The sequence below is a fragment of the Escherichia sp. WS1118 genome (assembly GCF_046487695.1).
Taxonomy (GTDB): domain Bacteria; phylum Pseudomonadota; class Gammaproteobacteria; order Enterobacterales; family Enterobacteriaceae; genus Escherichia; species Escherichia coli.
On record NZ_JBJQIZ010000008.1, the window covers coordinates 237,884 to 264,114 of the forward strand.

The 26,231-nt window shown below is 49.1% G+C and carries 28 protein-coding genes, 3 tRNA genes and 1 pseudogene; 25 read left to right on the forward strand and 7 right to left on the reverse strand.

The genetic code is table 11. From position 1 onward, the window contains the following. The first annotated feature begins 52 nt into the window (after nt 1–52). Nucleotides 53–775 carry a transcriptional regulator SdiA gene (gene sdiA, locus ACJHYO_RS15605; protein WP_001154255.1) on the forward strand — a complete coding sequence of 241 codons (723 nt, stop codon included), beginning with the start codon at nt 53–55 and terminating at the stop codon, nt 773–775. Between the two features lie 67 nt (nt 776–842). Here the strand turns inward: sdiA and yecF are convergent, their stop codons facing one another. Next, a complete protein-coding gene (gene yecF / locus ACJHYO_RS15610; protein ID WP_000106474.1) occupies nt 843–1,067 on the reverse strand; it encodes a DUF2594 family protein YecF in 225 nt (74 codons plus the stop codon). Beyond that, on the reverse strand, nt 1,054–1,230 hold the full coding sequence (yecU, locus tag ACJHYO_RS15615) for a protein YecU (RefSeq protein WP_001307856.1): 177 nt from the start codon (nt 1,228–1,230) through the stop codon (nt 1,054–1,056). The genes yecF and yecU overlap by 14 nt, the downstream gene beginning before the upstream one ends. A 295-nt stretch (nt 1,231–1,525) precedes the next feature. Here yecU and uvrY point away from each other — a divergent pair, with 295 nt between their 5' ends. The 7 genes from uvrY (at nt 1,526) to yecA (ending at nt 5,930) form a co-directional block, all read left to right on the forward strand. Continuing rightward, the gene (gene uvrY / locus ACJHYO_RS15620; RefSeq protein ID WP_000611328.1) at nt 1,526–2,182 is read left to right on the forward strand and encodes a UvrY/SirA/GacA family response regulator transcription factor; all 657 of its coding nucleotides are present in this window, start codon (nt 1,526–1,528) and stop codon (nt 2,180–2,182) included. Then, the gene (gene uvrC, locus ACJHYO_RS15625; RefSeq protein ID WP_001283421.1) at nt 2,179–4,011 is read left to right on the forward strand and encodes an excinuclease ABC subunit UvrC; all 1,833 of its coding nucleotides are present in this window, start codon (nt 2,179–2,181) and stop codon (nt 4,009–4,011) included. Before uvrY ends, uvrC begins: the two co-directional genes overlap by 4 nt. A gap of 56 nt (nt 4,012–4,067) precedes the next feature. Beyond that, nucleotides 4,068–4,616 (forward strand): CDP-diacylglycerol--glycerol-3-phosphate 3-phosphatidyltransferase, encoded by a 549-nt coding sequence (gene pgsA / locus ACJHYO_RS15630; protein ID WP_001160187.1) that lies wholly within the window; start codon nt 4,068–4,070, stop codon nt 4,614–4,616. 151 nt (nt 4,617–4,767) lie between these two features. Beyond that, nucleotides 4,768–4,843: transfer RNA gene (locus ACJHYO_RS15635), tRNA-Gly, on the forward strand. A gap of 53 nt (nt 4,844–4,896) precedes the next feature. Then, nucleotides 4,897–4,970, forward strand: a tRNA-Cys gene (locus ACJHYO_RS15640). A 12-nt stretch (nt 4,971–4,982) separates the two neighbouring features. Beyond that, nucleotides 4,983–5,069 (forward strand) — tRNA-Leu (locus tag ACJHYO_RS15645). 195 nt (nt 5,070–5,264) lie between these two features. Then, on the forward strand, nt 5,265–5,930 hold the full coding sequence (yecA, locus tag ACJHYO_RS15650; RefSeq protein ID WP_000847882.1) for a UPF0149 family protein YecA: 666 nt from the start codon (nt 5,265–5,267) through the stop codon (nt 5,928–5,930). Nucleotides 5,931–5,991: 61 nt separating this feature from the next. On the opposite strand, the gene tyrP is transcribed toward yecA, so the two are convergent. Continuing rightward, nucleotides 5,992–7,203 carry a tyrosine transporter TyrP gene (gene tyrP, locus ACJHYO_RS15655; RefSeq protein ID WP_000797555.1) on the reverse strand — a complete coding sequence of 404 codons (1,212 nt, stop codon included), beginning with the start codon at nt 7,201–7,203 and terminating at the stop codon, nt 5,992–5,994. Nucleotides 7,204–7,393: 190 nt separating this feature from the next. Between tyrP and ACJHYO_RS15660 the strand changes: the two genes are divergently transcribed. Further along, on the forward strand, nt 7,394–7,633 hold the full coding sequence (locus ACJHYO_RS15660) for a YecH family metal-binding protein (protein WP_000377245.1): 240 nt from the start codon (nt 7,394–7,396) through the stop codon (nt 7,631–7,633). Between the two features lie 37 nt (nt 7,634–7,670). On the opposite strand, the gene ftnA is transcribed toward ACJHYO_RS15660, so the two are convergent. Together ftnA and ACJHYO_RS15670 are read right to left on the reverse strand one after the other, a co-directional pair. Further along, complete coding sequence (gene ftnA, locus ACJHYO_RS15665) at nt 7,671–8,168, reverse strand: non-heme ferritin (protein ID WP_000917208.1); 498 nt, start codon at nt 8,166–8,168, stop codon at nt 7,671–7,673. A gap of 171 nt (nt 8,169–8,339) precedes the next feature. Beyond that, nucleotides 8,340–8,663 carry a YecR-like lipofamily protein gene (locus ACJHYO_RS15670; protein ID WP_094258950.1) on the reverse strand — a complete coding sequence of 108 codons (324 nt, stop codon included), beginning with the start codon at nt 8,661–8,663 and terminating at the stop codon, nt 8,340–8,342. A gap of 262 nt (nt 8,664–8,925) precedes the next feature. Here ACJHYO_RS15670 and azuC point away from each other — a divergent pair, with 262 nt between their 5' ends. Beyond that, complete coding sequence (gene azuC, locus ACJHYO_RS15675; RefSeq protein WP_010723106.1) at nt 8,926–9,012, forward strand: stress response protein AzuC; 87 nt, start codon at nt 8,926–8,928, stop codon at nt 9,010–9,012. A 114-nt stretch (nt 9,013–9,126) separates the two neighbouring features. After that, nucleotides 9,127–9,378: a DUF2766 family protein YecJ gene (yecJ, locus tag ACJHYO_RS15680; RefSeq protein WP_000082127.1), complete on the forward strand. Its 252-nt coding sequence runs from the start codon at nt 9,127–9,129 to the stop codon at nt 9,376–9,378. Nucleotides 9,379–9,457: 79 nt separating this feature from the next. On the opposite strand, the gene ACJHYO_RS15685 is transcribed toward yecJ, so the two are convergent. After that, nucleotides 9,458–9,961, reverse strand: coding sequence for a non-heme ferritin-like protein (locus ACJHYO_RS15685; protein WP_000179469.1), 504 nt, complete (start codon nt 9,959–9,961; stop codon nt 9,458–9,460). Nucleotides 9,962–10,757: 796 nt separating this feature from the next. On the opposite strand from ACJHYO_RS15685, the gene araF reads away from it, so the two are divergent. The 5 genes from araF (at nt 10,758) to otsA (ending at nt 16,698) form a co-directional block, all read left to right on the forward strand. After that, complete coding sequence (araF, locus tag ACJHYO_RS15690; protein WP_001298461.1) at nt 10,758–11,747, forward strand: arabinose ABC transporter substrate-binding protein AraF; 990 nt, start codon at nt 10,758–10,760, stop codon at nt 11,745–11,747. Between the two features lie 69 nt (nt 11,748–11,816). Continuing rightward, nucleotides 11,817–13,331 (forward strand): arabinose ABC transporter ATP-binding protein AraG, encoded by a 1,515-nt coding sequence (araG, locus tag ACJHYO_RS15695; protein WP_001187788.1) that lies wholly within the window; start codon nt 11,817–11,819, stop codon nt 13,329–13,331. Between the two features lie 14 nt (nt 13,332–13,345). Next, the gene (araH, locus tag ACJHYO_RS15700; RefSeq protein WP_000100203.1) at nt 13,346–14,332 is read left to right on the forward strand and encodes an arabinose ABC transporter permease AraH; all 987 of its coding nucleotides are present in this window, start codon (nt 13,346–13,348) and stop codon (nt 14,330–14,332) included. 166 nt (nt 14,333–14,498) lie between these two features. Next, the gene (otsB, locus tag ACJHYO_RS15705) at nt 14,499–15,299 is read left to right on the forward strand and encodes a trehalose-phosphatase (RefSeq protein ID WP_410232507.1); all 801 of its coding nucleotides are present in this window, start codon (nt 14,499–14,501) and stop codon (nt 15,297–15,299) included. Beyond that, on the forward strand, nt 15,274–16,698 hold the full coding sequence (gene otsA / locus ACJHYO_RS15710; protein WP_001296148.1) for an alpha,alpha-trehalose-phosphate synthase: 1,425 nt from the start codon (nt 15,274–15,276) through the stop codon (nt 16,696–16,698). Before otsB ends, otsA begins: the two co-directional genes overlap by 26 nt. A gap of 6 nt (nt 16,699–16,704) precedes the next feature. Here otsA and uspC read toward each other — a convergent pair whose 3' ends face one another. Continuing rightward, the gene (gene uspC, locus ACJHYO_RS15715) at nt 16,705–17,133 is read right to left on the reverse strand and encodes a universal stress protein UspC (protein ID WP_000122431.1); all 429 of its coding nucleotides are present in this window, start codon (nt 17,131–17,133) and stop codon (nt 16,705–16,707) included. A 779-nt stretch (nt 17,134–17,912) separates the two neighbouring features. Here uspC and flhD point away from each other — a divergent pair. The 9 genes and pseudogenes from flhD to cheR all read left to right on the forward strand — a co-directional run bounded on the left by flhD (nt 17,913) and on the right by cheR (nt 26,230). Then, nucleotides 17,913–18,263, forward strand: coding sequence for a flagellar transcriptional regulator FlhD (gene flhD, locus ACJHYO_RS15720; RefSeq protein ID WP_001295647.1), 351 nt, complete (start codon nt 17,913–17,915; stop codon nt 18,261–18,263). 2 nt (nt 18,264–18,265) lie between these two features. Further along, nucleotides 18,266–18,844, forward strand: a complete 579-nt coding sequence (gene flhC, locus ACJHYO_RS15725; RefSeq protein WP_001291603.1) for a flagellar transcriptional regulator FlhC — start codon at nt 18,266–18,268, stop codon at nt 18,842–18,844. 125 nt (nt 18,845–18,969) lie between these two features. Next, nucleotides 18,970–19,857 (forward strand): flagellar motor stator protein MotA, encoded by an 888-nt coding sequence (motA, locus tag ACJHYO_RS15730; RefSeq protein WP_000906342.1) that lies wholly within the window; start codon nt 18,970–18,972, stop codon nt 19,855–19,857. Further along, entirely contained in the window at nt 19,854–20,780 is a 927-nt protein-coding gene (gene motB / locus ACJHYO_RS15735) for a flagellar motor protein MotB (RefSeq protein WP_000795636.1), read from the forward strand. The genes motA and motB overlap by 4 nt, the downstream gene beginning before the upstream one ends. 4 nt (nt 20,781–20,784) lie before the next feature. Next, a complete protein-coding gene (cheA, locus tag ACJHYO_RS15740) occupies nt 20,785–22,749 on the forward strand; it encodes a chemotaxis protein CheA (RefSeq protein WP_001533409.1) in 1,965 nt (654 codons plus the stop codon). A 20-nt stretch (nt 22,750–22,769) separates the two neighbouring features. Further along, complete coding sequence (gene cheW / locus ACJHYO_RS15745; RefSeq protein WP_000147302.1) at nt 22,770–23,273, forward strand: chemotaxis protein CheW; 504 nt, start codon at nt 22,770–22,772, stop codon at nt 23,271–23,273. A gap of 144 nt (nt 23,274–23,417) precedes the next feature. Further along, nucleotides 23,418–25,079, forward strand: a complete 1,662-nt coding sequence (tar, locus tag ACJHYO_RS15750; protein WP_085455380.1) for a methyl-accepting chemotaxis protein II — start codon at nt 23,418–23,420, stop codon at nt 25,077–25,079. Nucleotides 25,080–25,124: 45 nt separating this feature from the next. After that, a pseudogene (locus tag ACJHYO_RS15755) lies at nt 25,125–25,276 on the forward strand (Tar ligand binding domain-containing protein); the annotation flags it as partial. Between the two features lie 93 nt (nt 25,277–25,369). Beyond that, complete coding sequence (cheR, locus tag ACJHYO_RS15760; RefSeq protein ID WP_410232508.1) at nt 25,370–26,230, forward strand: protein-glutamate O-methyltransferase CheR; 861 nt, start codon at nt 25,370–25,372, stop codon at nt 26,228–26,230. Nucleotide 26,231: the final 1 nt, after the last annotated feature.

Genomic DNA, 26,231 nt, shown 5'->3' on the forward strand with positions numbered 1-26,231 from the left:
TTTGAATTATCATTATAAATGATACTCACTCTCAGGGGCGTTGCGGTTTACTATGCAGGATACGGATTTTTTCAGCTGGCTTCGCACGATGTTGTTGCGTTTTCAGAGGATGGAGGCCGCAGAAGAGGTCTACCATGAAATAGAGCTTCAGGCTCAGCAGCTGGAGTACGATTACTATTCGTTATGTGTTCGCCACCCGGTACCATTCACGCGACCTAAAGTGGCTTTCTACACCAATTACCCTGAGTCGTGGGTTAGTTATTATCAGGCAAAAAATTTTCTCGCAATTGATCCGGTGCTGAACCCTGAAAACTTTAGTCAGGGCCATTTAATGTGGAATGATGACTTATTCAGCGAAGCACAGCCGTTATGGGAAGCTGCGCGCGCACATGGTTTACGCCGCGGTGTCACTCAGTATTTAATGTTGCCAAATCGGGCGTTGGGTTTTTTGTCCTTTTCCCGTTGCAGCACGCGCGAAATACCCATTCTTAGTGATGAACTGCAATTAAAAATGCAGCTACTGGTGCGCGAAAGTCTGATGGCTCTGATGCGTTTAAATGATGAAATAGTGATGACGCCAGAGATGAATTTCAGCAAGCGCGAAAAAGAAATTCTGAAATGGACGGCGGAAGGTAAGACATCAGCAGAGATAGCGATGATTTTGTCAATCTCTGAGAATACGGTCAATTTCCATCAGAAAAACATGCAGAAAAAAATCAATGCACCGAATAAGACGCAGGTTGCCTGTTACGCGGCCGCTACTGGCTTAATTTGATCTCTTTTCTGTTCTGCGTGCCAGATGCAAAAACCGGCTGAAAGGCACGCTCTCAGCCGGTTTTATATTACTGACGGTAGGCTTGTTTAATTTGCTTAACCGTTTTGGAAAATACTGCAGCCTGGGTTTCGTCTTCGATCAGCGCAAGCTGTTTTTCCATCTTTAACATCACGCGGCCCGCGTCAGCTTGTCCCATCGCCTGCAGCATCAGCGTCAGCATCGCTTTCAGGCAGGAGACTTCATTTGCCAGTTCTTGATTATTCTCGGCAGTAGAAAAATCAGGCGTACTCATTTATTTTCCTCGTCATGTTGCAATGAAAATTTGCGGTGAAAAATGTTAAGGCGGCGGAGTATACCATAAGCTTTGCTAAAAATAGCAGTGGTTGTTTTTTGAGCGTGATATCAACAGTACTATAAAATACGTTAATATAATGACCAATAAATATTTTTATCATGAATGTTTTTTGCCCGTATTGTTCGGGTTAATTAATGTTACATATTCAGCGGGCTGATTTTCATTTTTGCTGAATAAAGTCAATTTTTGTCACATTTCATCGCCGGGCTTACTGTGAAACGATCCCGGAAGCCGTTGGTGACGGGCGTGACCATAACTGTGGACAATCGAATTGACAAAAACGAGAGAAAAATCGAATACCCACCATTTTTAACGTTTCAAAGTTGCAATAAAAACCGCTAATATACGAATGACTAACTATCAGTAGCGTTATCCCTATTTCTGGAGATATTCCTTTGATCAACGTTCTACTTGTTGATGACCACGAACTGGTGCGCGCAGGGATACGACGCATTCTGGAAGATATAAAGGGTATAAAAGTCGTCGGTGAGGCATCGTGCGGTGAAGACGCCGTTAAATGGTGCCGGGCAAATGCCGTTGACGTGGTGCTAATGGACATGAGTATGCCGGGCATTGGCGGTCTTGAGGCGACGCGTAAAATCGCGCGTTCCACAGCTGATGTCAAAATCATCATGCTTACCGTCCATACAGAAAACCCTTTACCAGCGAAAGTCATGCAGGCCGGAGCTGCGGGCTACCTCAGCAAAGGCGCGGCTCCGCAGGAAGTCGTGAGTGCGATTCGTTCTGTCTATTCAGGGCAGCGTTACATTGCTTCTGATATCGCTCAACAAATGGCGTTAAGCCAGATCGAACCAGAAAAAACAGAAAGCCCATTTGCCAGTTTGTCTGAACGTGAATTGCAGATTATGCTGATGATCACCAAGGGCCAGAAGGTCAATGAGATCTCAGAACAGCTCAATCTCAGTCCGAAAACGGTGAACAGCTACCGCTATCGTATGTTCAGTAAACTAAACATTCATGGCGATGTTGAGCTGACTCACCTGGCAATTCGCCATGGTCTGTGTAATGCGGAGACATTATCAAGTCAGTGAGTGATCAGTTTGACGCAAAAGCGTTTTTAAAAACCGTAACCAGCCAGCCAGGCGTTTATCGCATGTACGATGCTGGTGGTACGGTTATCTATGTCGGCAAAGCGAAAGACCTGAAAAAACGGCTTTCCAGCTATTTCCGTAGCAACCTCGCTTCGCGCAAAACCGAAGCGCTGGTCGCCCAGATCCAGCAAATTGATGTAACGGTTACTCATACAGAAACCGAAGCGCTGTTACTGGAACACAACTACATCAAACTTTATCAGCCGCGTTACAACGTTTTGCTACGCGATGATAAATCATATCCTTTTATCTTCCTGAGTGGCGATACCCACCCGCGTCTGGCGATGCATCGTGGAGCGAAGCATGCCAAAGGTGAATATTTCGGCCCGTTCCCGAATGGCTATGCCGTACGTGAAACACTGGCGCTACTGCAAAAGATTTTCCCCATTCGCCAGTGCGAAAACAGTGTTTATCGCAACCGCTCGCGTCCGTGTCTGCAATATCAGATAGGGCGCTGTCTGGGGCCGTGCGTTGAAGGACTGGTGAGTGAAGAAGAATACGCTCAGCAGGTCGAGTATGTGCGCCTGTTTTTGTCTGGCAAAGATGATCAGGTGCTTACGCAACTCATTAGTCGTATGGAAACTGCCAGCCAGAATCTGGAGTTTGAAGAAGCGGCGCGGATTCGCGACCAAATTCAGGCGGTGCGACGTGTCACCGAAAAACAGTTTGTTTCCAATACCGGCGACGACCTTGACGTTATTGGTGTGGCGTTCGATGCGGGTATGGCTTGTGTCCACGTATTGTTCATTCGTCAGGGCAAAGTGCTCGGCAGCCGCAGCTATTTCCCGAAAGTGCCTGGCGGTACGGAACTGAGCGAGGTGGTGGAAACCTTCGTAGGTCAGTTCTATTTACAAGGCAGCCAGATGCGCACCTTACCGGGTGAGATCCTGCTCGATTTTAATCTTAGCGATAAAACGCTGCTCGCCGATTCCCTTTCAGAACTGGCGGGACGCAAGATTAATGTTCAAACCAAACCTCGTGGCGATAGAGCGCGTTATCTGAAACTCGCGCGCACCAATGCGGCGACGGCCTTAACCAGCAAACTTTCGCAGCAATCTACCGTTCACCAGCGGCTGACCGCGCTTGCCAGCGTGTTGAAATTGCCGGAAGTGAAGCGGATGGAGTGCTTTGACATCAGCCATACCATGGGTGAACAAACCGTCGCTTCCTGTGTGGTGTTTGATGCTAACGGCCCGCTGCGTGCGGAGTATCGGCGCTATAACATTACTGGCATCACGCCGGGCGATGATTATGCGGCGATGAATCAGGTGCTGCGTCGGCGTTATGGTAAAGCCATTGACGACAGTAAGATCCCGGATGTGATCCTTATCGACGGCGGCAAAGGCCAGCTTGCGCAGGCGAAAAATGTCTTCGCCGAACTGGATGTCTCATGGGATAAAAATCATCCGCTGCTACTTGGCGTTGCCAAAGGTGCAGATCGTAAGGCTGGGCTGGAAACGCTGTTCTTTGAGCCGGAAGGTGAGGGATTCAGTTTGCCGCCAGATTCTCCCGCGCTGCATGTTATCCAGCATATTCGCGATGAATCTCACGATCACGCGATTGGTGGGCACCGTAAGAAACGGGCGAAGGTCAAAAATACCAGTTCCCTGGAAACCATTGAAGGCGTCGGGCCAAAACGTCGGCAAATGTTGTTGAAATATATGGGCGGTTTGCAAGGTTTACGTAACGCCAGCGTTGAGGAAATTGCAAAAGTGCCGGGTATTTCGCAAGGTCTGGCAGAAAAGATCTTCTGGTCGTTGAAACATTGATGTCTCTGTAGCAACATAGGGGTAATCTTACTGACAACAGATAGTTACCCGTCATTATGCAATTTAATATCCCTACGTTGCTTACACTGTTCCGTGTCATCCTTATCCCATTCTTTGTATTGGTCTTTTATCTGCCTGTCACCTGGTCGCCGTTTGCCGCCGCGCTCATTTTCTGCGTCGCGGCGGTGACTGACTGGTTCGATGGTTTTCTGGCACGCCGCTGGAACCAGAGTACCCGGTTTGGTGCTTTCCTTGACCCTGTCGCAGATAAAGTTCTCGTGGCTATCGCCATGGTGCTGGTAACCGAGCATTACCACAGCTGGTGGGTGACCTTACCGGCAGCAACGATGATCGCCCGTGAAATTATTATTTCTGCGCTACGCGAATGGATGGCGGAGTTGGGTAAACGCAGTAGCGTGGCTGTCTCCTGGATTGGGAAAGTGAAAACCACTGCCCAGATGGTGGCGTTAGCCTGGCTGCTGTGGCGTCCGAACATTTGGGTTGAGTACGCCGGTATTGCACTTTTCTTTGTGGCTGCGGTACTGACTCTGTGGTCAATGTTGCAATATTTGAGCGCTGCGCGTGCAGATTTGCTTGATCAGTGATCGTTTCGGCGCAATTTTCAGCAAACGATCAAAAGTGGTGAAAAATATCGTTGACTCATCGCGCCAGGTAAGTAGAATGCAACGCATCGAACGGCGGCACTGATTGCCAGACGATAATAAAATCAAGTGATTAACTGATTGCTTGATGAATGCGGGAATAGCTCAGTTGGTAGAGCACGACCTTGCCAAGGTCGGGGTCGCGAGTTCGAGTCTCGTTTCCCGCTCCAGTTTAAAAGACATCGGCGGCAGCGGATGTCTGGCTGAAAGGCCTGAAGAATTTGGCGCGTTAACAAAGCGGTTATGTAGCGGATTGCAAATCCGTCTAGTCCGGTTCGACTCCGGAACGCGCCTCCACTTTCTTCCCGAGCCCGGATGGTGGAATCGGTAGACACAAGGGATTTAAAATCCCTCGGCGTTCGCGCTGTGCGGGTTCAAGTCCCGCTCCGGGTACCATGGGAAAGATAAGAATAAAATCAAAGCAATAAGCAGTGTCGTGAAACCACCTTCGGGTGGTTTTTTTGTGCCTGCAACTTGTCGTTACACCCTCCTTAATTTTTAATCACCGGCAAAGCCACTCAAAAAGTATCTCTGATACGGACCGGCATGTAAGATAGGTGCTGGCGAGTTGAGATCCACAAGGAAAAGCGTATGAAAACGGGACCGTTAAACGAAAGTGAGTTGGAATGGCTGGACGATATTCTGACCAAATACAACACTGACCACGCCATTCTTGATGTGGCGGAGCTGGACGGTTTATTGACGGCGGTGTTGAGTTCTCCGCAAGAGATTGAACCGGCACAGTGGCTGGTTGCCGTGTGGGGTGGGGCTGACTATGTGCCGCGCTGGGCGTCAGAGAAAGAGATGACGCGCTTTATGAACCTGGCTTTTCAACATATGGCCGATACCGCAGAGCGTCTGAACGAATTCCCGGAGCAGTTTGAGCCGTTATTCGGCTTGCGAGAAGTCGATGGCAGCGAGCTGACGATTGTTGAGGAGTGGTGCTTTGGCTATATGCGGGGCGTGGCACTTTCTGACTGGTCAACGTTGCCCGATTCGTTAAAACCAGCGCTGGAGGCGATTGCGCTGCACGGTACTGAGGAAAACTTCGAGCGGGTAGAGAAGATGTCGCCAGAAGCGTTTGAAGAGAGCGTAGATGCCATTCGACTGGCGGCGCTTGATTTACATGCATACTGGATGGCGCATCCGCAGGAAAAAGCTGTTCAGCAACCGATCAAAGCAGAAGAGAAACCGGGGCGTAACGATCCTTGTCCGTGCGGTAGTGGTAAGAAATTTAAGCAGTGCTGCCTGCATTAAGAGGTCACATTGGGTGTCAGCGTTAATTCTGGCACCCAATAAGGAATTTGAGGCTATCTAATCATCCCACTTCTGGTAACAAGCCTGCCGCAATCAAAAATTGCACGCCAATCACAGCAATACCACAGAGAAACACCACCACCAGCGCCGGACGACCACCTTTCACCCGGTAACCCGCCTGAGGATTGTGCTTCCTGCTTTGCCAGGTCAACAGCGAAGGGATAATCAATGCCAGTACCGCCAGTGCCACACCGGCGTAACCCAGCGCCATCACAAATCCTCGTGGATAAAACAGTGCAAACGCCAGTGGCGGCAGAAAGGTAATTGCACCAGTTTGCAATCGTCCACCAACGGTATTTGAACGCTGAAACAAATCTGCCAGATAATCAAATAAGCCTAACGCTACGCCGAGGAAGGACGTGGCGAGGGCTAAATCAGCAAATAAATGCACTGCCAGCTCAACATGCGGAGAGGCCACCATTTCGCGTAACGCCTGTAACAGCCCGTTTAATCCGGCATGATTAGCCAGCAATCCCATAAAGGTTGTTGAATCAATGCTGCCAAGGGTCGCCAGCTGCCAGAAAATATATGCCACCAGGGGGATCGCACTACCGATTATAAACACCCAGCGTAGCTTACGAATGTTGCCATCCATATAGCTGACAATACTCGGCACGCTACCGTGAAAACCAAACGACGTAAAAATCACCGGGATTGCAGACAGTGCCAGTCCCTGTTGCAACGGCAGGGTTAAAAGATTCACTTTGTGAATATGCGGTAGCAGCAATACCAGCATCACCACCAAAAAAATAATTTTGGCGCTGAACAGAAAACGGTTAAATAAATCGACCAGCGAAGTTCCGACACAAACCACGCCACCGGCAACAAAAGTGAACAACAGCACGCCAGCGGTTGCCGACATTGAAATACCTGTCCAGTCGCTGATGCTGGAGGCCAACAATTCACCGGCACCGCTGATGTATGCCGCAGTCAGAGCATACATTAAGAACATCATACTGAAGCCCGTCAGCCACTGACCGTAGCGTCCCAGATAGCGTTTTGCCAGCGTGCCCAGACCGGTATCTGCCGGGACATGCTGGTACACCTCCAGCAGTAATAGCGCCGTGTAGCACATCAATGCCCAAAGCCCAATTAACAAGATTAACGTGACGCTAAAACCAACACCTGCCGCAGCCAGCGGCATTGCCAGCATGCCTGCGCCAATTGTGGTTCCCGCCACGATAAAAACACTTCCCAGAGTTCTGTTTTTCACGCTTTCTTCTGTCCTGACGATCTTTATGAGTGATATCTGCGGCGCAGGTTAAGGCATAACGGCTGATTCGTCAAACCGACGTTACATATAGTGTAAATATAAATGTACAATAAAAAGCGTTCAGTTCTGCGCTGGCGCAAAGTCTTCATAAGCAGCAATCGCTACGCTAGGCTTTTTTTGAGGAGGAACGATGGACTCTATTCACGGTCATGAAGTGTTAAATATGATGATTGAATCAAGCGAGCAATATACGCATGCCAGTCTGGAAGCAGCAATTAAAGCGCGTTTTGGTGAACAGGCACGTTTTCACACCTGCTCGGCAGAAGGGATGACTGCGGGAGAGTTGGTGGCGTTTCTGGCAGCAAAAGGCAAATTTATACCTTCAGAAGAAGGTTTTTCAACCGATCAGAGTAAGATTTGCCGTCACTGATTTGAAACGGCGGCAGAAAACCTGCCGCCGGAGAGCATTAGTTTTGTGTGTCGAGGGTAGAGAGTTCTTTGTCGATAAAATACAGACCTTCGCCACTTTTGCCTGCCAGGCTTAATTTATCAATAATCGATTTGAACAGTTTCTCTTCTTCATGCTGCTCAGAAACATACCATTGCAGGAAATTAAATGTTGGGTAGTCCTGATTGGTCATTGCAGCATGAGCCAGTTCGTTAATTTTCTGCGTGATTAATTGTTCGTGTTTATAGGTTTCCTGGAATAATTCATCAAGTGAGGAATATTCAGCAAACGGAGATTCAACGGTATTAATACGCGGTAAGTTGCCGGTATCAGTCAGGTAATCAAACAGACGCTGCATATGCGTCATCTCTTCCTGGGCGTGACGGCGCAGGAACGCGGCAGCACCTTCGAAGGTATGATAGCTGCACCAGGCGCTCATTTGCTGATAAAGCAGTGAAGAGTACAGTTCCAGGTTCATCTGCTCATTAAGTTTTTCAATCATTTCTGGTTTCAGCATGATAGTGCTCCACAAAGGTTATATTTGTTGCTGTAGCGTCACTATAATTTGTTATTTTATTATTTGCAAAAGGTAAAATATAAACATCATTTATTAAAAATACGAATGGGAATAAAACGCATTACCGCTATTTATTTAATCAGCGAAGATCCCCCTCGCTGATTAAAACGTTTAGAGAAAGACAGGGAAGGCGGAATGATGGCACTGATATGACAAAGTGAATTCCGTATTCAAACATAAGGAACCCGCAAAGAGGCTACAGTTGCCTACTGGCTGACCAAAGGGGATAGCGTGGGTATAGCCTGCCTGCTGGCATGCGCGATCGGCGATCCCGCGACTGACATAACGATCGGTATGGGCATGCTGCAAAAAAAACTGGTCATAAACCAACCGTACAATACCTGTTGCCGCGTCAACTTCGCTCACATGGGCCTGGCGAGTAACCGTACACCCCGCCAGCGTTATTAATGAAAGAGTCAGAATCAGAAGTCTCATGGTCCAGCCAGAAGAGTAAAAGAAAGCACTATTTTACGCGCTACAGCGCTGCGACAATGGCCGGAAAAGACGCCTGGCAGGCGCTATTTCTTGCCATCTGTAGGTGTCAGAAATGGGGTAGCTGCTTTTTGATTATCATTTTTATAACATTAAAGGGGTATTTATGTGATTTGCATCACATAAAGATTGATTTTTGTGATGGTTGTCATATTATAAGCGCAAAGACAATAACACCTGTATAACAAATGGTCGGAGTGCCGCGATGAAACTGCGCAAAATCCTGAAAAGTATGTTCAATAACTATTGCAAGACGTTCAAAGACGTACCGCCAGGCAATATGTTCCGATAACAAAAAACCTGCTCCGGCAGGTTTTTTTGTGTCCTGATGACGGTGGATGTGACTATCGCTGAAGATGTGAAGCCGCTACTATAACGGCTTTCAAAATGCTATCAGGAGTTTACGATGTCCCAGCCGCTGAATGCCGATCAGGAACTGGTTTCTGATGTGGTTGCTTGCCAGTTGGTTATCAAACAAATTCTGGATGTTCTCGATGTAATCGCGCCCGTTGAAGTTCGCGAAAAAATGTCCAGCCAGCTGAAGAATATCGACTTTACTAACCATCCCGCCGCCGCAGACCCGGTCACCATGCGGGCAATCCAAAAAGCCATCGCGCTGATTGAACTCAAGTTTACCCCACAGGGCGAATCCCATTAAAAAAACCGCTGCTTCAAAAAGATGAGGCAGCGGTTTCTCAAAAACTTCATCGGCGCAATGCATTAGCGCCGATGTATGATCAATGCAGCTGATGCGACACGACATTCAGAACATGTTGGTCGGTCTGCACAGGGCACATACCCGCAAGTTTCGCACTGCGCACTTCATCAAGAATGGTTTGCAGCAACAGGCCATCATGCTGCTGTTCTTTTTCCAGATCGCGCAGGAAATTGACGGTTGAATCATCATTCAGTTCTTTCGCTTCATCGGCTAACTGTGCCAACGTACTAGAACGTTGCTCGTATTCTTCCATCGTTTTTTGGAACAGTTCTTCCAGAGAGTTCAGTTTTTCACCGGGAACATCAATGGCTTTAACGATGGGGGTAGCGCCGACACTCTTCATAAAGTTAAACATGCGCATCATTTGGGTCACATTACTCTGTGCCTGGGCACGAAGGAAAGTGGCGGTGCCGTTCAGACTCTGTTCAGAACACCAGTTACTCAGGTGAAGGTAGAGATTGGATGCGTAAAACTCGCGGTTCATTTGAGAGTTGAGTTTGAGAAGCATTCCAGCGGTTGCCATACCTAATATCCTTATATCCAGAAGTGGAGAGGTGCAAGATAAATCAAAACACCATAATTACTGTTTGCAGAATAATTCCTTTCTGCCGGTCCGAAATGTGATCGTGGAGTCAATTCTGACGATGATCTGAAATAAGAATAACGTCTGAACGGATATAAGAAAATGCTTAAATCATCAAGTTTATATATTTTTACATTTCATTGATGAAATCAATGTAACTGCAATGAATTTTAATGATAGTGCTTTTTGTATCTTGTTGATATTAATCGATGAATTTGAATTCATGATGAGGCAATGATTTTATAAAACGTTTTTTCATTTTTGCGATATGGTTCTCATTATACGTGTTCTGTTAATTAATGAGCACAGTGATAATTAATGGCGAAATGAATGACGCGCATTTTCCACATCTTTAAGTTGCGGTTATTACACCATTGCAAAAACTCAACGCCAGGTAATGAGGCCTATTGACTGGTTAAAAAGAAAACATCCCGCATGGGTACCAAAGACAACAAGGACTTCCAGGCTAATCTTATGGATTATTCTGCTGTGCACTCGATAATTTGTCTGACAAATTCGCTTTTCCTTATGTCTTTTCCCGCTAAATTTATGCACGTTCTCACTGTAATTCTGCGATGTGATATTGCTCTCCTATGGAGAATTAATTTCTCGCTAAAACTATGTCAACACAGTCACTTATCTTTTAGTTAAAAGGTAATGCTTTGTTTTCCGATTAATTTAACGAATGTCATTCGTTTTTGCCCTACACAAAACGACACTAAAGCTGGAGAGAACCATGCACAAATTTACTAAAGCCCTGGCAGCCATTGGTCTGGCAGCCGTTATGTCACAATCCGCTATGGCGGAGAACCTGAAGCTCGGTTTCCTGGTGAAGCAACCGGAAGAGCCGTGGTTCCAGACCGAATGGAAGTTTGCCGATAAAGCCGGGAAGGATTTAGGGTTTGAAGTTATTAAGATTGCCGTGCCGGATGGCGAAAAAACATTGAACGCTATCGACAGCCTGGCTGCCAGTGGCGCGAAAGGTTTCGTTATTTGTACTCCGGACCCGAAACTCGGCTCTGCCATCGTGGCGAAAGCGCGTGGCTACGATATGAAAGTCATTGCCGTGGATGACCAGTTTGTTAACGCCAAAGGTAAGCCAATGGATACCGTTCCGCTGGTGATGATGGCTGCGACCAAAATTGGCGAACGTCAGGGCCAGGAACTGTATAAAGAGATGCAGAAACGTGGCTGGGATGTCAAAGAAAGCGCGGTGATGGCGATTACCTCCAACGAACTGGATACGGCTCGTCGCCGTACTACGGGGTCTATGGATGCGCTGAAAGCTGCAGGATTCCCGGAAAAACAAATTTATCAGGTACCTACCAAATCTAACGACATCCCGGGGGCATTTGACGCTGCCAACTCAATGCTGGTTCAACATCCGGAAGTTAAACATTGGCTGATTGTCGGTATGAACGACAGCACCGTGCTGGGCGGCGTACGCGCGACGGAAGGTCAGGGCTTTAAAGCGAGCGATATCATCGGTATCGGTATTAACGGTGTGGATGCGGTGAGTGAACTGTCTAAGGCACAGGCAACCGGCTTCTACGGTTCCCTGCTGCCAAGCCCGGATGTACATGGTTATAAGTCCAGCGAAATGCTTTACAACTGGGTTGCAAAAGGTGTTGAACCGACCAAATTCACCGAAGTTACCGACGTGGTGCTGATCACGCGTGACAACTTTAAAGAAGAACTGGAGAAAAAAGGTTTAGGCGGTAAGTAATTTGCCGGAAAAATTCCCCTCTGCATGATGCAGAGGGGGTGTGAACGACCAGTGATTCACGGAGACGTTATGCAACAGTCTACCCCGTATCTCTCATTTCGCGGCATCGGTAAAACGTTTCCCGGCGTTAAGGCGCTGACGGATATTAGTTTTGACTGCTATGCCGGTCAGGTTCATGCGTTGATGGGTGAAAATGGCGCAGGAAAATCAACTCTCTTAAAAATCCTCAGCGGAAACTATGCGCCAACCACGGGTTCTGTAGTGATTAATGGGCAGGAAATGTCCTTTTCCGACACGACCGCAGCACTTAACGCGGGTGTGGCGATTATTTATCAGGAACTGCATCTCGTGCCGGAAATGACCGTCGCGGAAAACATCTATCTCGGCCAGCTGCCGCATAAAGGCGGCATTGTGAATCGTTCATTGCTGAATTATGAGGCAGGTTTACAAATTAAACATCTTGGTATGGATATTGACCCGGACACGCCGCTGAAATATCTCTCCATTGGTCAGTGGCAGATGGTTGAAATCGCCAAAGCGCTGGCGCGTAACGCCAAAATTATCGCCTTTGATGAGCCAACCAGCTCCCTCTCTGCCCGCGAAATCGACAATCTTTTCCGCGTTATTCGTGAACTGCGAAAAGAGGGGCGGGTGATCTTATACGTTTCTCACCGTATGGAAGAAATATTTGCCCTCAGCGATGCCATCACCGTCTTTAAAGATGGGCGTTATGTCAAAACCTTTACCGATATGCAGCAGGTTGACCACGACGCACTGGTGCAGGCGATGGTCGGGCGAGACATTGGCGATATCTACGGCTGGCAACCGCGTAGTTATGGCGAGGAGCGGCTGCGTCTTGATGCTGTGAAAGCACCAGGCGTGCGTACGCCAATAAGTCTGGCGGTTCGCAGTGGAGAAATTGTCGGTCTGTTTGGTCTGGTCGGGGCAGGGCGTAGCGAATTAATGAAAGGCATGTTTGGCGGTACGCAAATCACCGCCGGTCAGGTTTATATCGACCAACAGCCGATCGATATTCGTAAACCGAGCCACGCTATTACCGCAGGCATGATGCTCTGCCCGGAAGATCGCAAAGCGGAAGGCATTATTCCTGTGCACTCCGTTCGCGACAATATCAACATCAGTGCCAGACGCAAACATGTGCTCGGCGGTTGTGTAATCAACAACGGTTGGGAAGAAAACAATGCCGATCACCACATTCGTTCGCTCAACATCAAAACGCCGGGCGCTGAGCAACTGATCATGAATCTCTCAGGTGGAAATCAGCAAAAAGCCATTCTGGGCCGCTGGTTATCGGAAGAGATGAAGGTCATTTTGCTGGATGAACCTACGCGCGGCATTGATGTTGGTGCTAAGCACGAAATATATAACGTGATTTATGCGCTGGCGGCGCAGGGTGTGGCGGTGCTGTTTGCCTCCAGCGACTTACCTGAAGTCCTCGGCGTTGCCGACCGGATTGTGGTGATGCGGGAAGGCGAAATCGCCGGTGAATTGTTACACGAGCAGGCAGATGAGCGTCAGGCACTGAGCCTTGCGATGCCTAAAGTCAGCCAGGCAGTTGCCTGAGTAAGGAGAGTATGATGTCTTCTGTTTCTACATCGGGTTCTGGAGCACCTAAGTCGTCATTCAGCTTTGGGCGTATCTGGGATCAGTACGGCATGCTGGTGGTGTTTGCGGTGCTTTTTATCGCCTGTGCCATTTTTGTCCCAAATTTTGCCACCTTCATTAATATGAAAGGGTTGGGCCTGGCAATTTCTATGTCGGGGATGGTGGCGTGTGGCATGTTGTTCTGCCTTGCTTCCGGTGACTTTGACCTTTCTGTCGCCTCCGTAATTGCCTGTGCGGGTGTCACCACGGCGGTGGTTATTAATCTGACTGAAAGCCTGTGGATTGGCGTGGCAGCGGGGTTGCTGCTGGGCATTCTCTGTGGTCTGGTCAATGGCTTTGTTATCGCCAAACTCAAAATAAATGCCCTGATCACGACACTGGCAACGATGCAGATTGTTCGAGGTCTGGCGTACATCATTTCAGACGGTAAAGCGGTCGGTATCGAAGATGAAAGCTTCTTTGCCCTTGGTTACGCCAACTGGTTCGGTCTGCCTGCGCCAATCTGGCTCACCGTCGCGTGTCTGATCATCTTTGGCTTGCTGCTGAATAAAACCACCTTTGGTCGTAATACCCTGGCGATTGGCGGGAACGAAGAGGCTGCGCGTCTGGCGGGTGTACCGGTTGTTCGCACCAAAATTATTATTTTTGTTCTCTCTGGCCTGGTATCAGCAATAGCCGGAATTATTCTGGCTTCACGTATGACCAGTGGGCAGCCAATGACGTCGATTGGTTATGAGCTGATTGTGATCTCCGCCTGCGTTTTAGGTGGCGTTTCTCTGAAAGGCGGCATCGGAAAAATCTCATATGTGGTGGCGGGTATCTTAATTTTAGGCACCGTGGAAAACGCCATGAACCTGCTTAATATTTCTCCTTTCGCACAGTACGTAGTTCGCGGCTTAATCCTGCTGGCAGCGGTGATTTTCGACCGTTACAAGCAAAAAGCGAAACGCACTGTCTGATGCTTTTTTCCACAACAATTTAGCGTTTTTTCCCACCACAGCCAGCCGCCACAACGGTTGGCTGTTCTTCGTTGCAAATGGCGACCCCCGTCACACTGTCTATACTTACATGTCTGTAAAGCGCGTTCTGCGCAACACAATAAGAAAAGAGAAGGAGGAGAACCGGGTGACAGAACCGTTAACCGAAACCCCTGAACTATCCGCGAAATATGCCTGGTTTTTTGATCTCGATGGAACGCTGGCGGAAATCAAACCGCATCCCGATCAGGTCGTCGTGCCTGACACTATTCTGCAAGGACTTCAGCTACTGGCAACCGCAAGTGATGGTGCATTGGCATTGATTTCAGGGCGCTCAATGGTGGAGCTTGACGCACTGGCAAAACCTTATCGCTTCCCGTTAGCGGGCGTGCATGGGGCGGAGCGCCGTGACATCAATGGTAAAACGCATATCGTTCATCTGCCGGATGCGATTGCGCGTGATATTAGCGTGCAACTGCATACGGTCATCGCCCAGTATCCCGGCGCGGAGCTGGAGGCGAAAGGGATGGCTTTTGCGCTGCATTATCGCCAGGCTCCGCAGCATGAAGACGCATTGATGACATTAGCGCAACGTATTACTCAGATCTGGCCACAAATGGCGTTACAGCAGGGAAAGTGTGTTGTCGAGATCAAACCGAAAGGTACCAGTAAAGGTGAGGCGATTGCTGCCTTTATGCAGGAAGCTCCCTTTATCGGGCGAACGCCCGTATTTCTGGTCGATGATCTGACCGATGAATCTGGCTTCGCAGTCGTTAACCGGCTGGGCGGAATGTCAGTAAAAATTGGCACAGGTGCAACTCAGGCATCATGGCGACTGGCGGGCGTGCCGGATGTCTGGAGCTGGCTTGAAATGATAACCACCGCATTACAACAAAAAAGAGAAAATAACAGGAGTGATGACTATGAGTCGTTTAGTCGTAGTATCTAACCGGATTGCACCACCAGACGAGCACGCCGCCAGTGCCGGTGGCCTTGCCGTTGGCATACTGGGGGCACTGAAAGCCGCAGGTGGACTGTGGTTTGGCTGGAGCGGTGAAACAGGGAATGAGGATCAGCCGCTAAAAAAGGTGAAAAAGGGTAACATTACGTGGGCCTCTTTTAACCTCAGCGAACAGGACCTTGACGAATACTACAACAAATTCTCCAATGCCGTTCTCTGGCCCGCTTTTCATTATCGGCTCGATCTGGTGCAATTTCAGCGTCCTGCCTGGGATGGCTATCTACGCGTAAATGCGTTGCTGGCAGATAAATTACTGCCGCTGTTGCAAGACGATGACATTATCTGGATCCACGATTATCACCTGTTGCCCTTTGCGCATGAATTACGCAAACGGGGCGTGAATAATCGCATTGGTTTCTTTCTGCATATTCCTTTCCCGACACCGGAAATCTTCAACGCGCTGCCGACATATGACACCTTGCTTGAACAGCTTTGTGATTATGATTTGCTGGGTTTCCAGACGGAGAACGATCGTCTGGCGTTCCTGGATTGCCTTTCTAACCTGACCCGCGTCACGACACGTAGCGCAAAAAGCCATACGGCCTGCGGCAAAGCGTTTCGAACGGAAGTTTACCCGATCGGCATTGAGCCGAAAGAAATAGCGAAACAGGCTGCCGGTCCACTGCCGCCAAAACTGGCGCAACTCAAAGCAGAACTGAAAAACGTACAAAATATCTTTTCTGTCGAACGACTGGATTATTCCAAAGGTTTGCCGGAGCGTTTTCTCGCCTATGAAGCGTTACTGGAAAAATATCCGCAACATCACGGTAAAATTCGTTATACCCAGATCGCGCCAACGTCTCGTGGTGATGTGCAAGCCTATCAGGATATTCGTCATCAGCTCGAAAATGAAGCCGGACGAATTAATGGTAAATATGGGCAATTAGGCTGGACGCCGCTTTATTATTTGAATCAGCATTTTGACCGTAAATTACTGATGAAAATATTCCGCTACTCTGACGTGGGCTTAGTGACGCCACTGCGTGACGGGATGAACCTGGTGGCAAAAGAGTATGTTGCCGCTCAGGACCCAGCCAACCCGGGCGTTCTTGTTCTTTCGCAATTTGCGGGAGCGGCAAACGAGTTAACGTCGGCGTTAATTGTTAATCCCTACGATCGTGACGAAGTTGCAGCTGCGCTGGATCGTGCATTGACTATGTCGCTGGCGGAACGTATTTCCCGTCATGCAGAAATGCTGGACGTTATCGTGAAAAACGATATTAACCACTGGCAGGAGTGCTTCATTAGCGACCTAAAGCAGATAGTTCCGCGAAGCGCGGAAAGCCAGCAGCGCGATAAAGTTGCTACCTTTCCTAAGCTTGCGTAGGTGCGGTTAATCTCCCGTAAGTGGAACTAACAGCACATCGACCTCACTTGAGGTAATCACTCTTTTCGCCGAGCAGGATGCTCGCGAAAAGAAACTGTGATTGTGATTACCGCAAATCACCAAATCGAAATGATGTTTGCGACAAACTTCCAGAATATGTTCGCTTAACTCACCGTAGGCAATAAACGTCTTGTCAACGGGATACCCCGCATCCTGAATTAACTTATCAAGAAAGCTTTGCGTTTCTTCCTGCATCACGCTGCGTAAATCTTCAAGCATCGGCGCAGCTAATTGATTGTACATTTCCGGGTCGGAAGCGAGAGTAATTAAACTGATGTGTCCCTTTACTGGCCTGGCGATAGATACCGCTTTTGCCAGCAGTTGCTGACTTTCCGGTGTAACCGCAACGGCGACAAGAATATTGCTATAGCTCATAACCTGTTCCTTATTCTGTGAACTTCAGGTGACATTAAAGCTTTACTCCTAATGGAGAAACGACGCAATCCCAACTCAGTTAAACAGGTAAATATTAGTCTGGTCATTAGTAAATACAATTAATCAATTGCTCTTGGTTATCATATGATTTCAACTGTATTTATAAGAAAATAATGTACTGATTTCCCATATTGAACAAGTGGTTAATATATGTAAAACATTTTATTAACATTAGGTTGATTGTTGCCTTTCTTTGTAGTTAATTAGTTTGTTGTGCGGTAAGTGTTTGTTTAAAAATGGCTTATCTGGTATTGCATTAAAGCGATTATTTATAGCAGATGATTATTTACGGTGAGTTATTTTAACTGTGCGCAACATCCCATTTCGATTATTCCTGTTTCATTTTTGCTTGCCAGTGTAGCGAAAAATTTTTTAACAGATTGAAATACACCCAAAACAAAAGTATGACTTATACATTTATGTTAAGTAATTGAGCGTTTTGTGTGATCTGCATCACACATTATTGAAAATCGCAGCCCCCCTCCGTTGTATGTGCGTGGAGTGACGAGTACAGTTGCGTCGATTTAGGAAAAATCTTAGATAAGTGTAAAGCCCCCCTTCTATTTGTAAGGACTTATTAAACCAAAAAGGTGGGTCTGCTTATTGCAGCTTATCGCAACTATTCTAATGCTAATTATTTTTTACCGGGGCTTCCCGGCGACATCACGGGGTGCGGTGAGACCGCATAAAAATAAAGTTGGTTATTCTGGGTGGGAATAATGCATACCTCCGAGTTGCTGAAACACATTTATGACATCAACTTGTCATATTTACTACTTGCACAGCGTCTGATTGTTCAGGACAAAGCGTCCGCTATGTTTCGTCTCGGCATAAATGAAGAAATGGCGACAACGTTAGCGGCACTGACTCTTCCGCAAATGGTTAAGCTGGCAGAAACCAATCAACTGGTTTGTCACTTCCGTTTTGACAGCCACCAGACGATTACTCAGTTGACGCAAGATTCCCGCGTTGACGATCTCCAGCAAATTCATACCGGCATCATGCTCTCAACACGCTTGCTGAATGATGTTAATCAGCCTGAAGAAGCGCTGCGCAAGAAAAGGGCCTGATCATGAGTGAAAAAAGCATTGTTCAGGAAGCGCGGGATATTCAGCTGGCAATGGAATTGATCACCCTGGGCGCTCGTTTGCAGATGCTGGAAAGCGAAACACAGTTAAGTCGCGGACGTCTGATAAAACTCTATAAAGAACTGCGCGGAAGCCCACCGCCGAAAGGCATGCTGCCATTTTCAACCGACTGGTTTATGACCTGGGAACAAAATGTTCATGCTTCGATGTTCTGTAATGCATGGCAGTTTTTACTGAAAACTGGCTTGTGTAATGGCGTCGATGCGGTGATCAAAGCCTACCGTTTATACCTTGAACAGTGCCCGCAAGCAGAAGAAGGACCGCTGCTGGCATTAACCCGTGCCTGGACATTGGTGCGGTTTGTTGAAAGTGGATTACTGCAACTTTCCAGCTGCAACTGCTGCGGCGGAAATTTTATTACCCATGCTCACCAGCCTGTTGGCAGCTTTGCCTGCAGCTTATGTCAGCCGCCATCCCGGGCAGTAAAAAGACGTAAACTTTCCCAGAATCCTGCCGATATTATCCCACAACTGCTGGATGAACAGAGAGTACAGGCTGTTTAACTGATACGGTGTGGCGAAACATTCCAGCAGCGGTAACGATGTACCGCTGCTTTTTTTGCCCCTATCGCGAGTTAACGCCTGACGACTGAACATCCTGTCATGGTCAACAGTGGAAGGATGATGTCGTGCTTATCTTATTAGGTTACCTGGTTGTTCTCGGTACAGTTTTCGGCGGTTATTTGATGACCGGTGGAAGCCTTGGAGCACTCTATCAACCCGCTGAACTGGTGATTATTGCCGGTGCAGGGATTGGGTCGTTTATCGTCGGCAATAATGGCAAAGCGATTAAAGGCACGCTGAAGGCGCTGCCGTTGCTGTTTCGTCGCTCCAAATACACCAAAGCAATGTATATGGATCTGCTGGCTCTGCTTTATCGGTTGATGGCGAAATCGCGGCAGATGGGGATGTTTTCGCTGGAACGCGATATTGAAAATCCCCGTGAGAGTGAGATCTTCGCCAGCTACCCACGCATCCTTGCGGATAGCGTCATGCTTGAATTTATCGTCGATTATCTGCGCCTGATTATCAGTGGTCACATGAACACCTTCGAAATCGAAGCTCTGATGGATGAAGAGATTGAGACGCACGAAAGCGAGGCAGAAGTCCCGGCGAACAGTCTGGCGCTGGTCGGGGACTCACTTCCGGCGTTTGGTATTGTTGCGGCTGTAATGGGGGTCGTTCACGCGTTAGGTTCAGCCGATCGTCCTGCCGCCGAGCTGGGGGCGCTTATCGCTCATGCGATGGTGGGGACTTTCCTCGGTATTTTATTGGCTTACGGATTTATTTCCCCATTAGCGAGTGTTTTACGTCAGAAAAGCGCCGAAACCAGCAAAATGATGCAGTGCGTCAAAGTCACACTGCTATCTAATCTGAACGGTTACGCACCGCCTATCGCCGTTGAGTTTGGTCGCAAAACGCTCTATTCCAGCGAACGTCCGTCGTTTATTGAGCTGGAAGAGCATGTGCGTGCGGTGAAAAATCCGCAACAACAGACGACAACCGAGGAAGCATGAAGAATCAAGCGCATCCGATTATTGTCGTCAAACGACGCAAAGCCAAAAGCCACGGAGCAGCACATGGATCGTGGAAGATTGCTTATGCCGACTTTATGACCGCAATGATGGCCTTTTTTCTGGTGATGTGGCTGATCTCTATCTCCAGTCCAAAAGAGCTGATTCAGATTGCGGAGTACTTCCGGACTCCACTGGCGACTGCGGTTACGGGCGGCGATCGCATTTCTAATAGTGAAAGCCCAATTCCCGGTGGGGGTGATGATTACACCCAAAGCCAGGGGGAAGTGAATAAGCAGCCGAACATCGAAGAGCTGAAAAAACGCATGGAGCAAAGTCGATTGCGGAAATTGCGTGGCGATCTCGACCAGTTGATTGAGTCCGATCCGAAACTGCGGGCGTTACGTCCACATCTCAAAATCGATCTGGTCCAGGAAGGTCTGCGTATTCAGATCATCGATAGCCAGAATCGCCCGATGTTTAGAACTGGCAGTGCCGACGTCGAACCCTATATGCGCGACATTCTGCGCGCCATCGCGCCCGTACTGAACGGTATTCCCAACCGAATTAGCCTCTCGGGTCATACCGATGATTTTCCCTACGCCAGTGGTGAGAAAGGTTACAGCAACTGGGAGCTTTCTGCCGATCGTGCCAATGCATCCCGCCGCGAACTGATGGTTGGTGGGTTGAATGGCGGCAAAGTGTTACGTGTCGTCGGCATGGCGGCAACGATGCGCTTAAGCGATCGCGGACCTGATGATGCCGTCAACCGTCGCATCAGCCTGTTGGTACTGAACAAACAAGCCGAACAGGCCATTTTGCATGAAAACGCCGAAAGCCAGAATGAGCCAGTAAGCGCCCTGGAAAAACCTGAGGTTGCACCACAGGTCAGTGTTCCCACAATGCCATCAGCCGAACCGAGGTGACAGCGTGAGCATGGATATAAGCGATTTTTATCAGACATTTTTTGATGAAGCGGACGAACTGTTGGCTGATATGGAGCAGCATTTGCTGGTTTTGCAGCCGGAAGCGCCAGATGCCGAACAATTGAATGCCATCTTTCGGGCTGCCCACTCGATCAAAGGAGGGGCAGGAACCTTTGGCTTCAGCGTTTTGCAGGAAACCACGCATCTGATGGAAAACCTGCTCGATGAAGCCAGACGAGGTGAGATGCAACTCAACACCGACATTATCAATCTGTTTTTGGAAACGAAGGACATCATGCAAGAACAGCTCGACGCTTATAAACAGTCGCAAGAGCCGGATGCCGCCAGCTTCGATTATATCTGCCAGGCCTTGCGTCAACTGGCATTAGAAGCGAAAGGCGAAACGCCATCTGCAGTGACCCGATTAAGTGTGGTTGCCAAAAGTGAACCGCAAGATGAGCAGAGTCGTAGTCAGTCACCGCGACGAATTATCCTTTCGCGCCTGAAGGCCGGCGAAGTCGACCTGCTGGAAGAAGAGTTGGGGCATCTGACAACGTTAACTGACGTGGTGAAAGGGGCGGATTCTCTCTCGGCAATATTACCGGGCGACATCGCCGAAGATGACATCACAGCGGTACTCTGTTTTGTGATTGAAGCCGATCAGATTACCTTTGAAACAGTAGACGTCTCGCCAAAAATATCCACCCCACCAGTGCTTAAACTGGCAGCCGAACAAGCGCCAACCGGTCGCGTGGAGCGGGAAAAAACGACGCGCAGCAGTGAATCCACCAGCATCCGTGTAGCGGTAGAAAAGGTTGATCAATTAATTAACCTCGTCGGCGAGCTGGTCATCACCCAGTCCATGCTTGCTCAGCGCTCCAGTGAACTGGACCCGGTTAATCATGGTGATTTGATTACCAGCATGGGGCAGTTACAACGTAACGCTCGTGATTTGCAGGAATCAGTGATGTCGATTCGCATGATGCCGATGGAATATGTCTTTAGTCGCTATCCCCGGCTGGTGCGTGATCTGGCGGGAAAACTCGGCAAGCAGGTAGAACTGACGCTGGTGGGCAGTTCCACTGAACTCGACAAGAGCCTGATAGAACGCATTATCGACCCGCTGACCCACCTGGTACGCAATAGCCTCGATCACGGTATTGAACTGCCAGAAAAACGGCTCGCTGCAGGTAAAAACAGCGTCGGAAATTTAATTCTGTCTGCCGAACATCAGGGCGGCAACATTTGCATTGAAGTGACCGACGATGGGGCGGGGCTAAACCGTGAACGAATTCTGGCAAAAGCGGCCTCGCAAGGTCTGACCGTCAGCGAAAACATGAGCGACGACGAAGTTGCAATGCTGATATTTGCACCTGGCTTCTCCACGGCGGAGCAGGTCACCGACGTCTCCGGGCGTGGCGTCGGCATGGACGTCGTTAAACGTAATATCCAGGAGATGGGCGGTCATGTCGAGATCCAGTCGAAGCAGGGTACTGGCACTACGATCCGCATTTTACTGCCGCTGACGCTGGCAATTCTTGACGGCATGTCCGTACGCGTTGCGGATGAAGTTTTCATTCTGCCGCTGAATGCTGTCATGGAATCACTGCAACCCCGTGAAGCCGATCTGCATCCACTGGCTGGCGGCGAGCGGGTGCTGGAAGTGCGGGGTGAATATCTGCCTATCGTCGAACTGTGGAAAGTGTTCAACGTCGCGGGCGCGAAAACCGAAGCCACCCAGGGAATTGTGGTGATCTTACAAAGTGGCGGTCGCCGCTACGCCTTGCTGGTGGATCAATTAATTGGTCAACACCAGGTTGTGGTTAAAAACCTTGAAAGTAACTATCGCAAAGTCCCCGGCATTTCTGCTGCGACCATTCTTGGCGACGGCAGCGTGGCACTGATTGTTGATGTCTCCGCCTTGCAGGCGATAAACCGCGAACAACGTATGGCGAACACCGCCGCCTGAATGAGTAAAAAGGTAACAATATGACCGGTATGACGAATGTAACAAAGCTGGCCAGCGAGCCGTCAGGCCAGGAATTTCTGGTATTTACCCTTGGTGATGAAGAGTACGGTATTGATATTCTGAAAGTGCAGGAGATCCGTGGCTACGATCAGGTGACACGGATTGCGAACACGCCAGCGTTTATCAAAGGCGTCACGAATCTGCGCGGCGTTATTGTGCCGATTGTTGACTTACGAATTAAGTTCAGCCAGGTGGATGTGGACTATAACGACAACACGGTAGTTATCGTCCTGAATCTCGGACAGCGGGTGGTCGGCATCGTGGTTGACGGCGTCTCAGACGTGCTTTCATTGACGGCGGAGCAAATTCGTCCGGCACCGGAATTTGCCGTGACGCTTTCAACCGAATATCTCACAGGACTGGGCGCACTGGGCGACCGCATGTTGATTCTGGTGAACATCGAAAAACTGCTGAACAGCGAAGAGATGGCGCTGTTAGATAGCGCGGCGTCAGAAGTGGCGTAATTCTCCCGATTTCCTCAATTGAAATGAACCCGATGATCTGCGCATCGGGTTTTTTATTTCAATTTCGCGGCGGGTGGCATCAGCAATAAAGTTTCCCCCCTCCTTGCCGATAACGAGATCAACTTGTTTTCAGGAAGGTGCCTTATGATTAACCGTATCCGCGTAGTCACGCTGTTGGTAATGGTGCTGGGGGTATTCGCACTGTTACAGCTTATTTCCGGCAGTCTGTTTTTTTCTTCCCTTCACCATAGCCAGAAGAGCTTTGTGGTTTCCAATCAATTACGGGAACAGCAGGGCGAGCTGACGTCAACATGGGATTTAATGCTGCAAACGCGCATTAACCTGAGTCGTTCAGCGGTGCGGATGATGATGGATTCATCCAATCAGCAAAGTAATGCCAAAGTTGAATTGCTCGATAGTGCCAGGAAAACATTGGCCCAGGCCGCGACTCATTATAAAAAATTCAAAAGCATGGCACCGTTACCTGAAATGGTCGCTACCAGTCGTAATATTGATGAAAAATATAAAAACTATCACACAGCGTTAACTGAACTGATTGATTATCTTGATTATGGCAATACTGGAGCTTATTTCGCTCAGCCAACCCAGGGAATGCAAAATGCAATGGGCGAAGCGTTTGCTCAGTACGCCCTCAGCAGTGAAAAACTGTATCGCGATATCGTCACTGACAACGCAGATGATTACCGATTTGCCCAGTGGCAACTGGCGGTTATCGCGCTGGTGGTGGTATTGATTCTGCTGGTGGCGTGGTACGGCATTCGCCGTATGTTGCTTACACCGCTGGCAAAAATTATTGCGCATATTCGCGAAATTGCCGGTGGTAACCTGGCGAATACCCTGACCATTGACGGGCGCAGTGAAATGGGCGACCTGGCGCAGAGCGTTTCACATATGCAACGCTCTTTGACTGACACCGTCACTCATGTGCGCGAAGGTTCAGATGCCATCTATGCCGGTACCCGTGAAATTGCGGCGGGCAACACCGATCTTTCCTCCCGTACTGAACAGCAGGCATCCGCGCTTGAAGAAACTGCCGCCAGCATGGAGCAGCTCACCGCGACAGTGAAGCAAAACGCCGATAACGCCCGCCAGGCCTCGCAACTGGCGCAAAGTGCCTCCGACACCGCCCAGCACGGCGGCAAAGTGGTGGATGGCGTAGTGAAAACGATGCATGAGATCGCCGATAGTTCGAAGAAAATTGCCGACATTATCAGCGTTATTGATGGTATTGCCTTCCAGACTAATATCCTCGCGCTGAATGCCGCTGTTGAAGCCGCGCGAGCGGGTGAACAGGGCCGTGGTTTTGCCGTGGTGGCGGGTGAAGTGCGTAATCTTGCCAGTCGCAGTGCACAGGCGGCAAAAGAGATCAAAGCCCTCATTGAAGACTCCGTCTCGCGCGTTGATACCGGTTCGGTGCTGGTCGAAAGCGCTGGGGAAACAATGAACAATATCGTCAATGCTGTCACTCGCGTGACTGACATTATGGGCGAGATTGCATCAGCATCGGATGAACAGAGCCGTGGCATCGATCAAGTCGCATTGGCGGTTTCGGAAATGGATCGCGTCACGCAACAGAACGCATCGCTGGTGCAGGAATCAGCTGCCGCCGCAGCTGCGCTGGAAGAACAGGCGAGTCGTTTAACGCAAGCGGTTTCCGCGTTCCGTCTGGCAGCCAGCCCACTCACCAATAAACCGCAAACACCATCCCGTCCTGCCAGTGAGCAACCACCGGCACAGCCACGACTGCGAATTGCTGAACAAGATCCAAACAGGGAAACATTTTGACGAGTATTTACTAAAGCGGTCATTGCCGCCTGATGGGGAGCGTTGATGTTTAATCGTATTCGAATTTCGACCACGCTGTTTTTAATTTTGATTCTCTGCGGGATCTTGCAGATTGGCAGTAACGGCATGTCTTTTGGGCATTTCGCGACGATTTGCAACGACTGAATCAGGCCGACCATCTTTCGTCGCGTGTGGCGGTATTTACCCTTGAAGAACATGAAGTAGCACGACATGAGTCGGCGCAGTTACAAATTGCGCCAGTGGTATCCTGAAGTGATTGAGAAGGCGCTATGACTTCATCTCTGCCCTGTGGGCAAACGTCTTTATTGTTACAGATGACCGAGCGCCTGGCGCTTTCCGACGCGCATTTTCGGCGGATAAGTCAATTGATCTATCAACGAGCCGGGATCGTTCTGGCTGACCATAAACACGACATGGTTTACAACCGACTGGTTCGTCGTTTGCGTGCGCTGGGACTGGCGGATTTCGGTCATTACCTGAACTTGCTGGAATCTAATCAGCACAGCGGTGAGTGGCAGGCGTTTATCAATTCGCTGACCACGAATCTGACGGCATTTTTCCGTGAGGCACACCATTTTCCTCTGCTCGCGGATCACGCACGTCGCCGTTCTGGCGAGTATCGCGTATGGAGCGCGGCGGCTTCAACCGGCGAAGAGCCGTACAGCATAGCGATGACGCTGGCTGATACATTGGGCACCGCGCCCGGACGCTGGAAAGTGTTTGCCAGCGATATCGACACCGAAGTGCTGGAAAAAGCCAGAAGCGGTATTTATCGCCATGAAGAGTTGAAAAACCTGACGCCGCAGCAACTGCAACGGTATTTCATGCGAGGGACGGGACCGCATGAAGGGCTGGTACGCGTGCGTCAGGAGCTGGCGAACTATGTTGATTTTGCCCCGCTGAATTTACTGGCGAAACAGTACACCGTGCCGGGGCCGTTTGATGCGATCTTCTGTCGTAACGTCATGATCTACTTCGATCAAACTACCCAGCAGAAGATTTTGCGCCGCTTTGTTCCGCTCCTTAAACCCGACGGATTGCTGTTTGCGGGTCACTCTGAAAACTTTAGCCACCTTGAGCGCCGCTTCACGCTGCGTGGTCAGACGGTGTATGCGCTAAGTAAGGATTAAC

Coding starts and splice junctions, on each gene's coding strand:
- araF (WP_001298461.1), top strand. CDS start 10,758: ATGCACAAATTTACTAAAGCCCTGGCAGCCATTGGTCTGGCAGCCGTT.
- flhC (WP_001291603.1), top strand. CDS start 18,266: ATGAGTGAAAAAAGCATTGTTCAGGAAGCGCGGGATATTCAGCTGGCA.
- pgsA (WP_001160187.1), top strand. CDS start 4,068: ATGCAATTTAATATCCCTACGTTGCTTACACTGTTCCGTGTCATCCTT.
- yecJ (WP_000082127.1), top strand. CDS start 9,127: ATGTCCCAGCCGCTGAATGCCGATCAGGAACTGGTTTCTGATGTGGTT.
- cheR (WP_410232508.1), top strand. CDS start 25,370: ATGACTTCATCTCTGCCCTGTGGGCAAACGTCTTTATTGTTACAGATG.
- ftnA (WP_000917208.1), bottom strand. CDS start 8,168: ATGCTGAAACCAGAAATGATTGAAAAACTTAATGAGCAGATGAACCTG.
- flhD (WP_001295647.1), top strand. CDS start 17,913: ATGCATACCTCCGAGTTGCTGAAACACATTTATGACATCAACTTGTCA.
- yecA (WP_000847882.1), top strand. CDS start 5,265: ATGAAAACGGGACCGTTAAACGAAAGTGAGTTGGAATGGCTGGACGAT.
- ACJHYO_RS15660 (WP_000377245.1), top strand. CDS start 7,394: ATGGACTCTATTCACGGTCATGAAGTGTTAAATATGATGATTGAATCA.
- ACJHYO_RS15685 (WP_000179469.1), bottom strand. CDS start 9,961: ATGGCAACCGCTGGAATGCTTCTCAAACTCAACTCTCAAATGAACCGC.
- sdiA (WP_001154255.1), top strand. CDS start 53: ATGCAGGATACGGATTTTTTCAGCTGGCTTCGCACGATGTTGTTGCGT.
- tar (WP_085455380.1), top strand. CDS start 23,418: ATGATTAACCGTATCCGCGTAGTCACGCTGTTGGTAATGGTGCTGGGG.
- yecU (WP_001307856.1), bottom strand. CDS start 1,230: ATGATAAAAATATTTATTGGTCATTATATTAACGTATTTTATAGTACT.
- ACJHYO_RS15670 (WP_094258950.1), bottom strand. CDS start 8,663: ATGAGACTTCTGATTCTGACTCTTTCATTAATAACGCTGGCGGGGTGT.
- yecF (WP_000106474.1), bottom strand. CDS start 1,067: ATGAGTACGCCTGATTTTTCTACTGCCGAGAATAATCAAGAACTGGCA.
- araG (WP_001187788.1), top strand. CDS start 11,817: ATGCAACAGTCTACCCCGTATCTCTCATTTCGCGGCATCGGTAAAACG.
- araH (WP_000100203.1), top strand. CDS start 13,346: ATGTCTTCTGTTTCTACATCGGGTTCTGGAGCACCTAAGTCGTCATTC.
- cheW (WP_000147302.1), top strand. CDS start 22,770: ATGACCGGTATGACGAATGTAACAAAGCTGGCCAGCGAGCCGTCAGGC.
- uspC (WP_000122431.1), bottom strand. CDS start 17,133: ATGAGCTATAGCAATATTCTTGTCGCCGTTGCGGTTACACCGGAAAGT.
- otsA (WP_001296148.1), top strand. CDS start 15,274: ATGAGTCGTTTAGTCGTAGTATCTAACCGGATTGCACCACCAGACGAG.
- azuC (WP_010723106.1), top strand. CDS start 8,926: ATGAAACTGCGCAAAATCCTGAAAAGTATGTTCAATAACTATTGCAAG.
- motB (WP_000795636.1), top strand. CDS start 19,854: ATGAAGAATCAAGCGCATCCGATTATTGTCGTCAAACGACGCAAAGCC.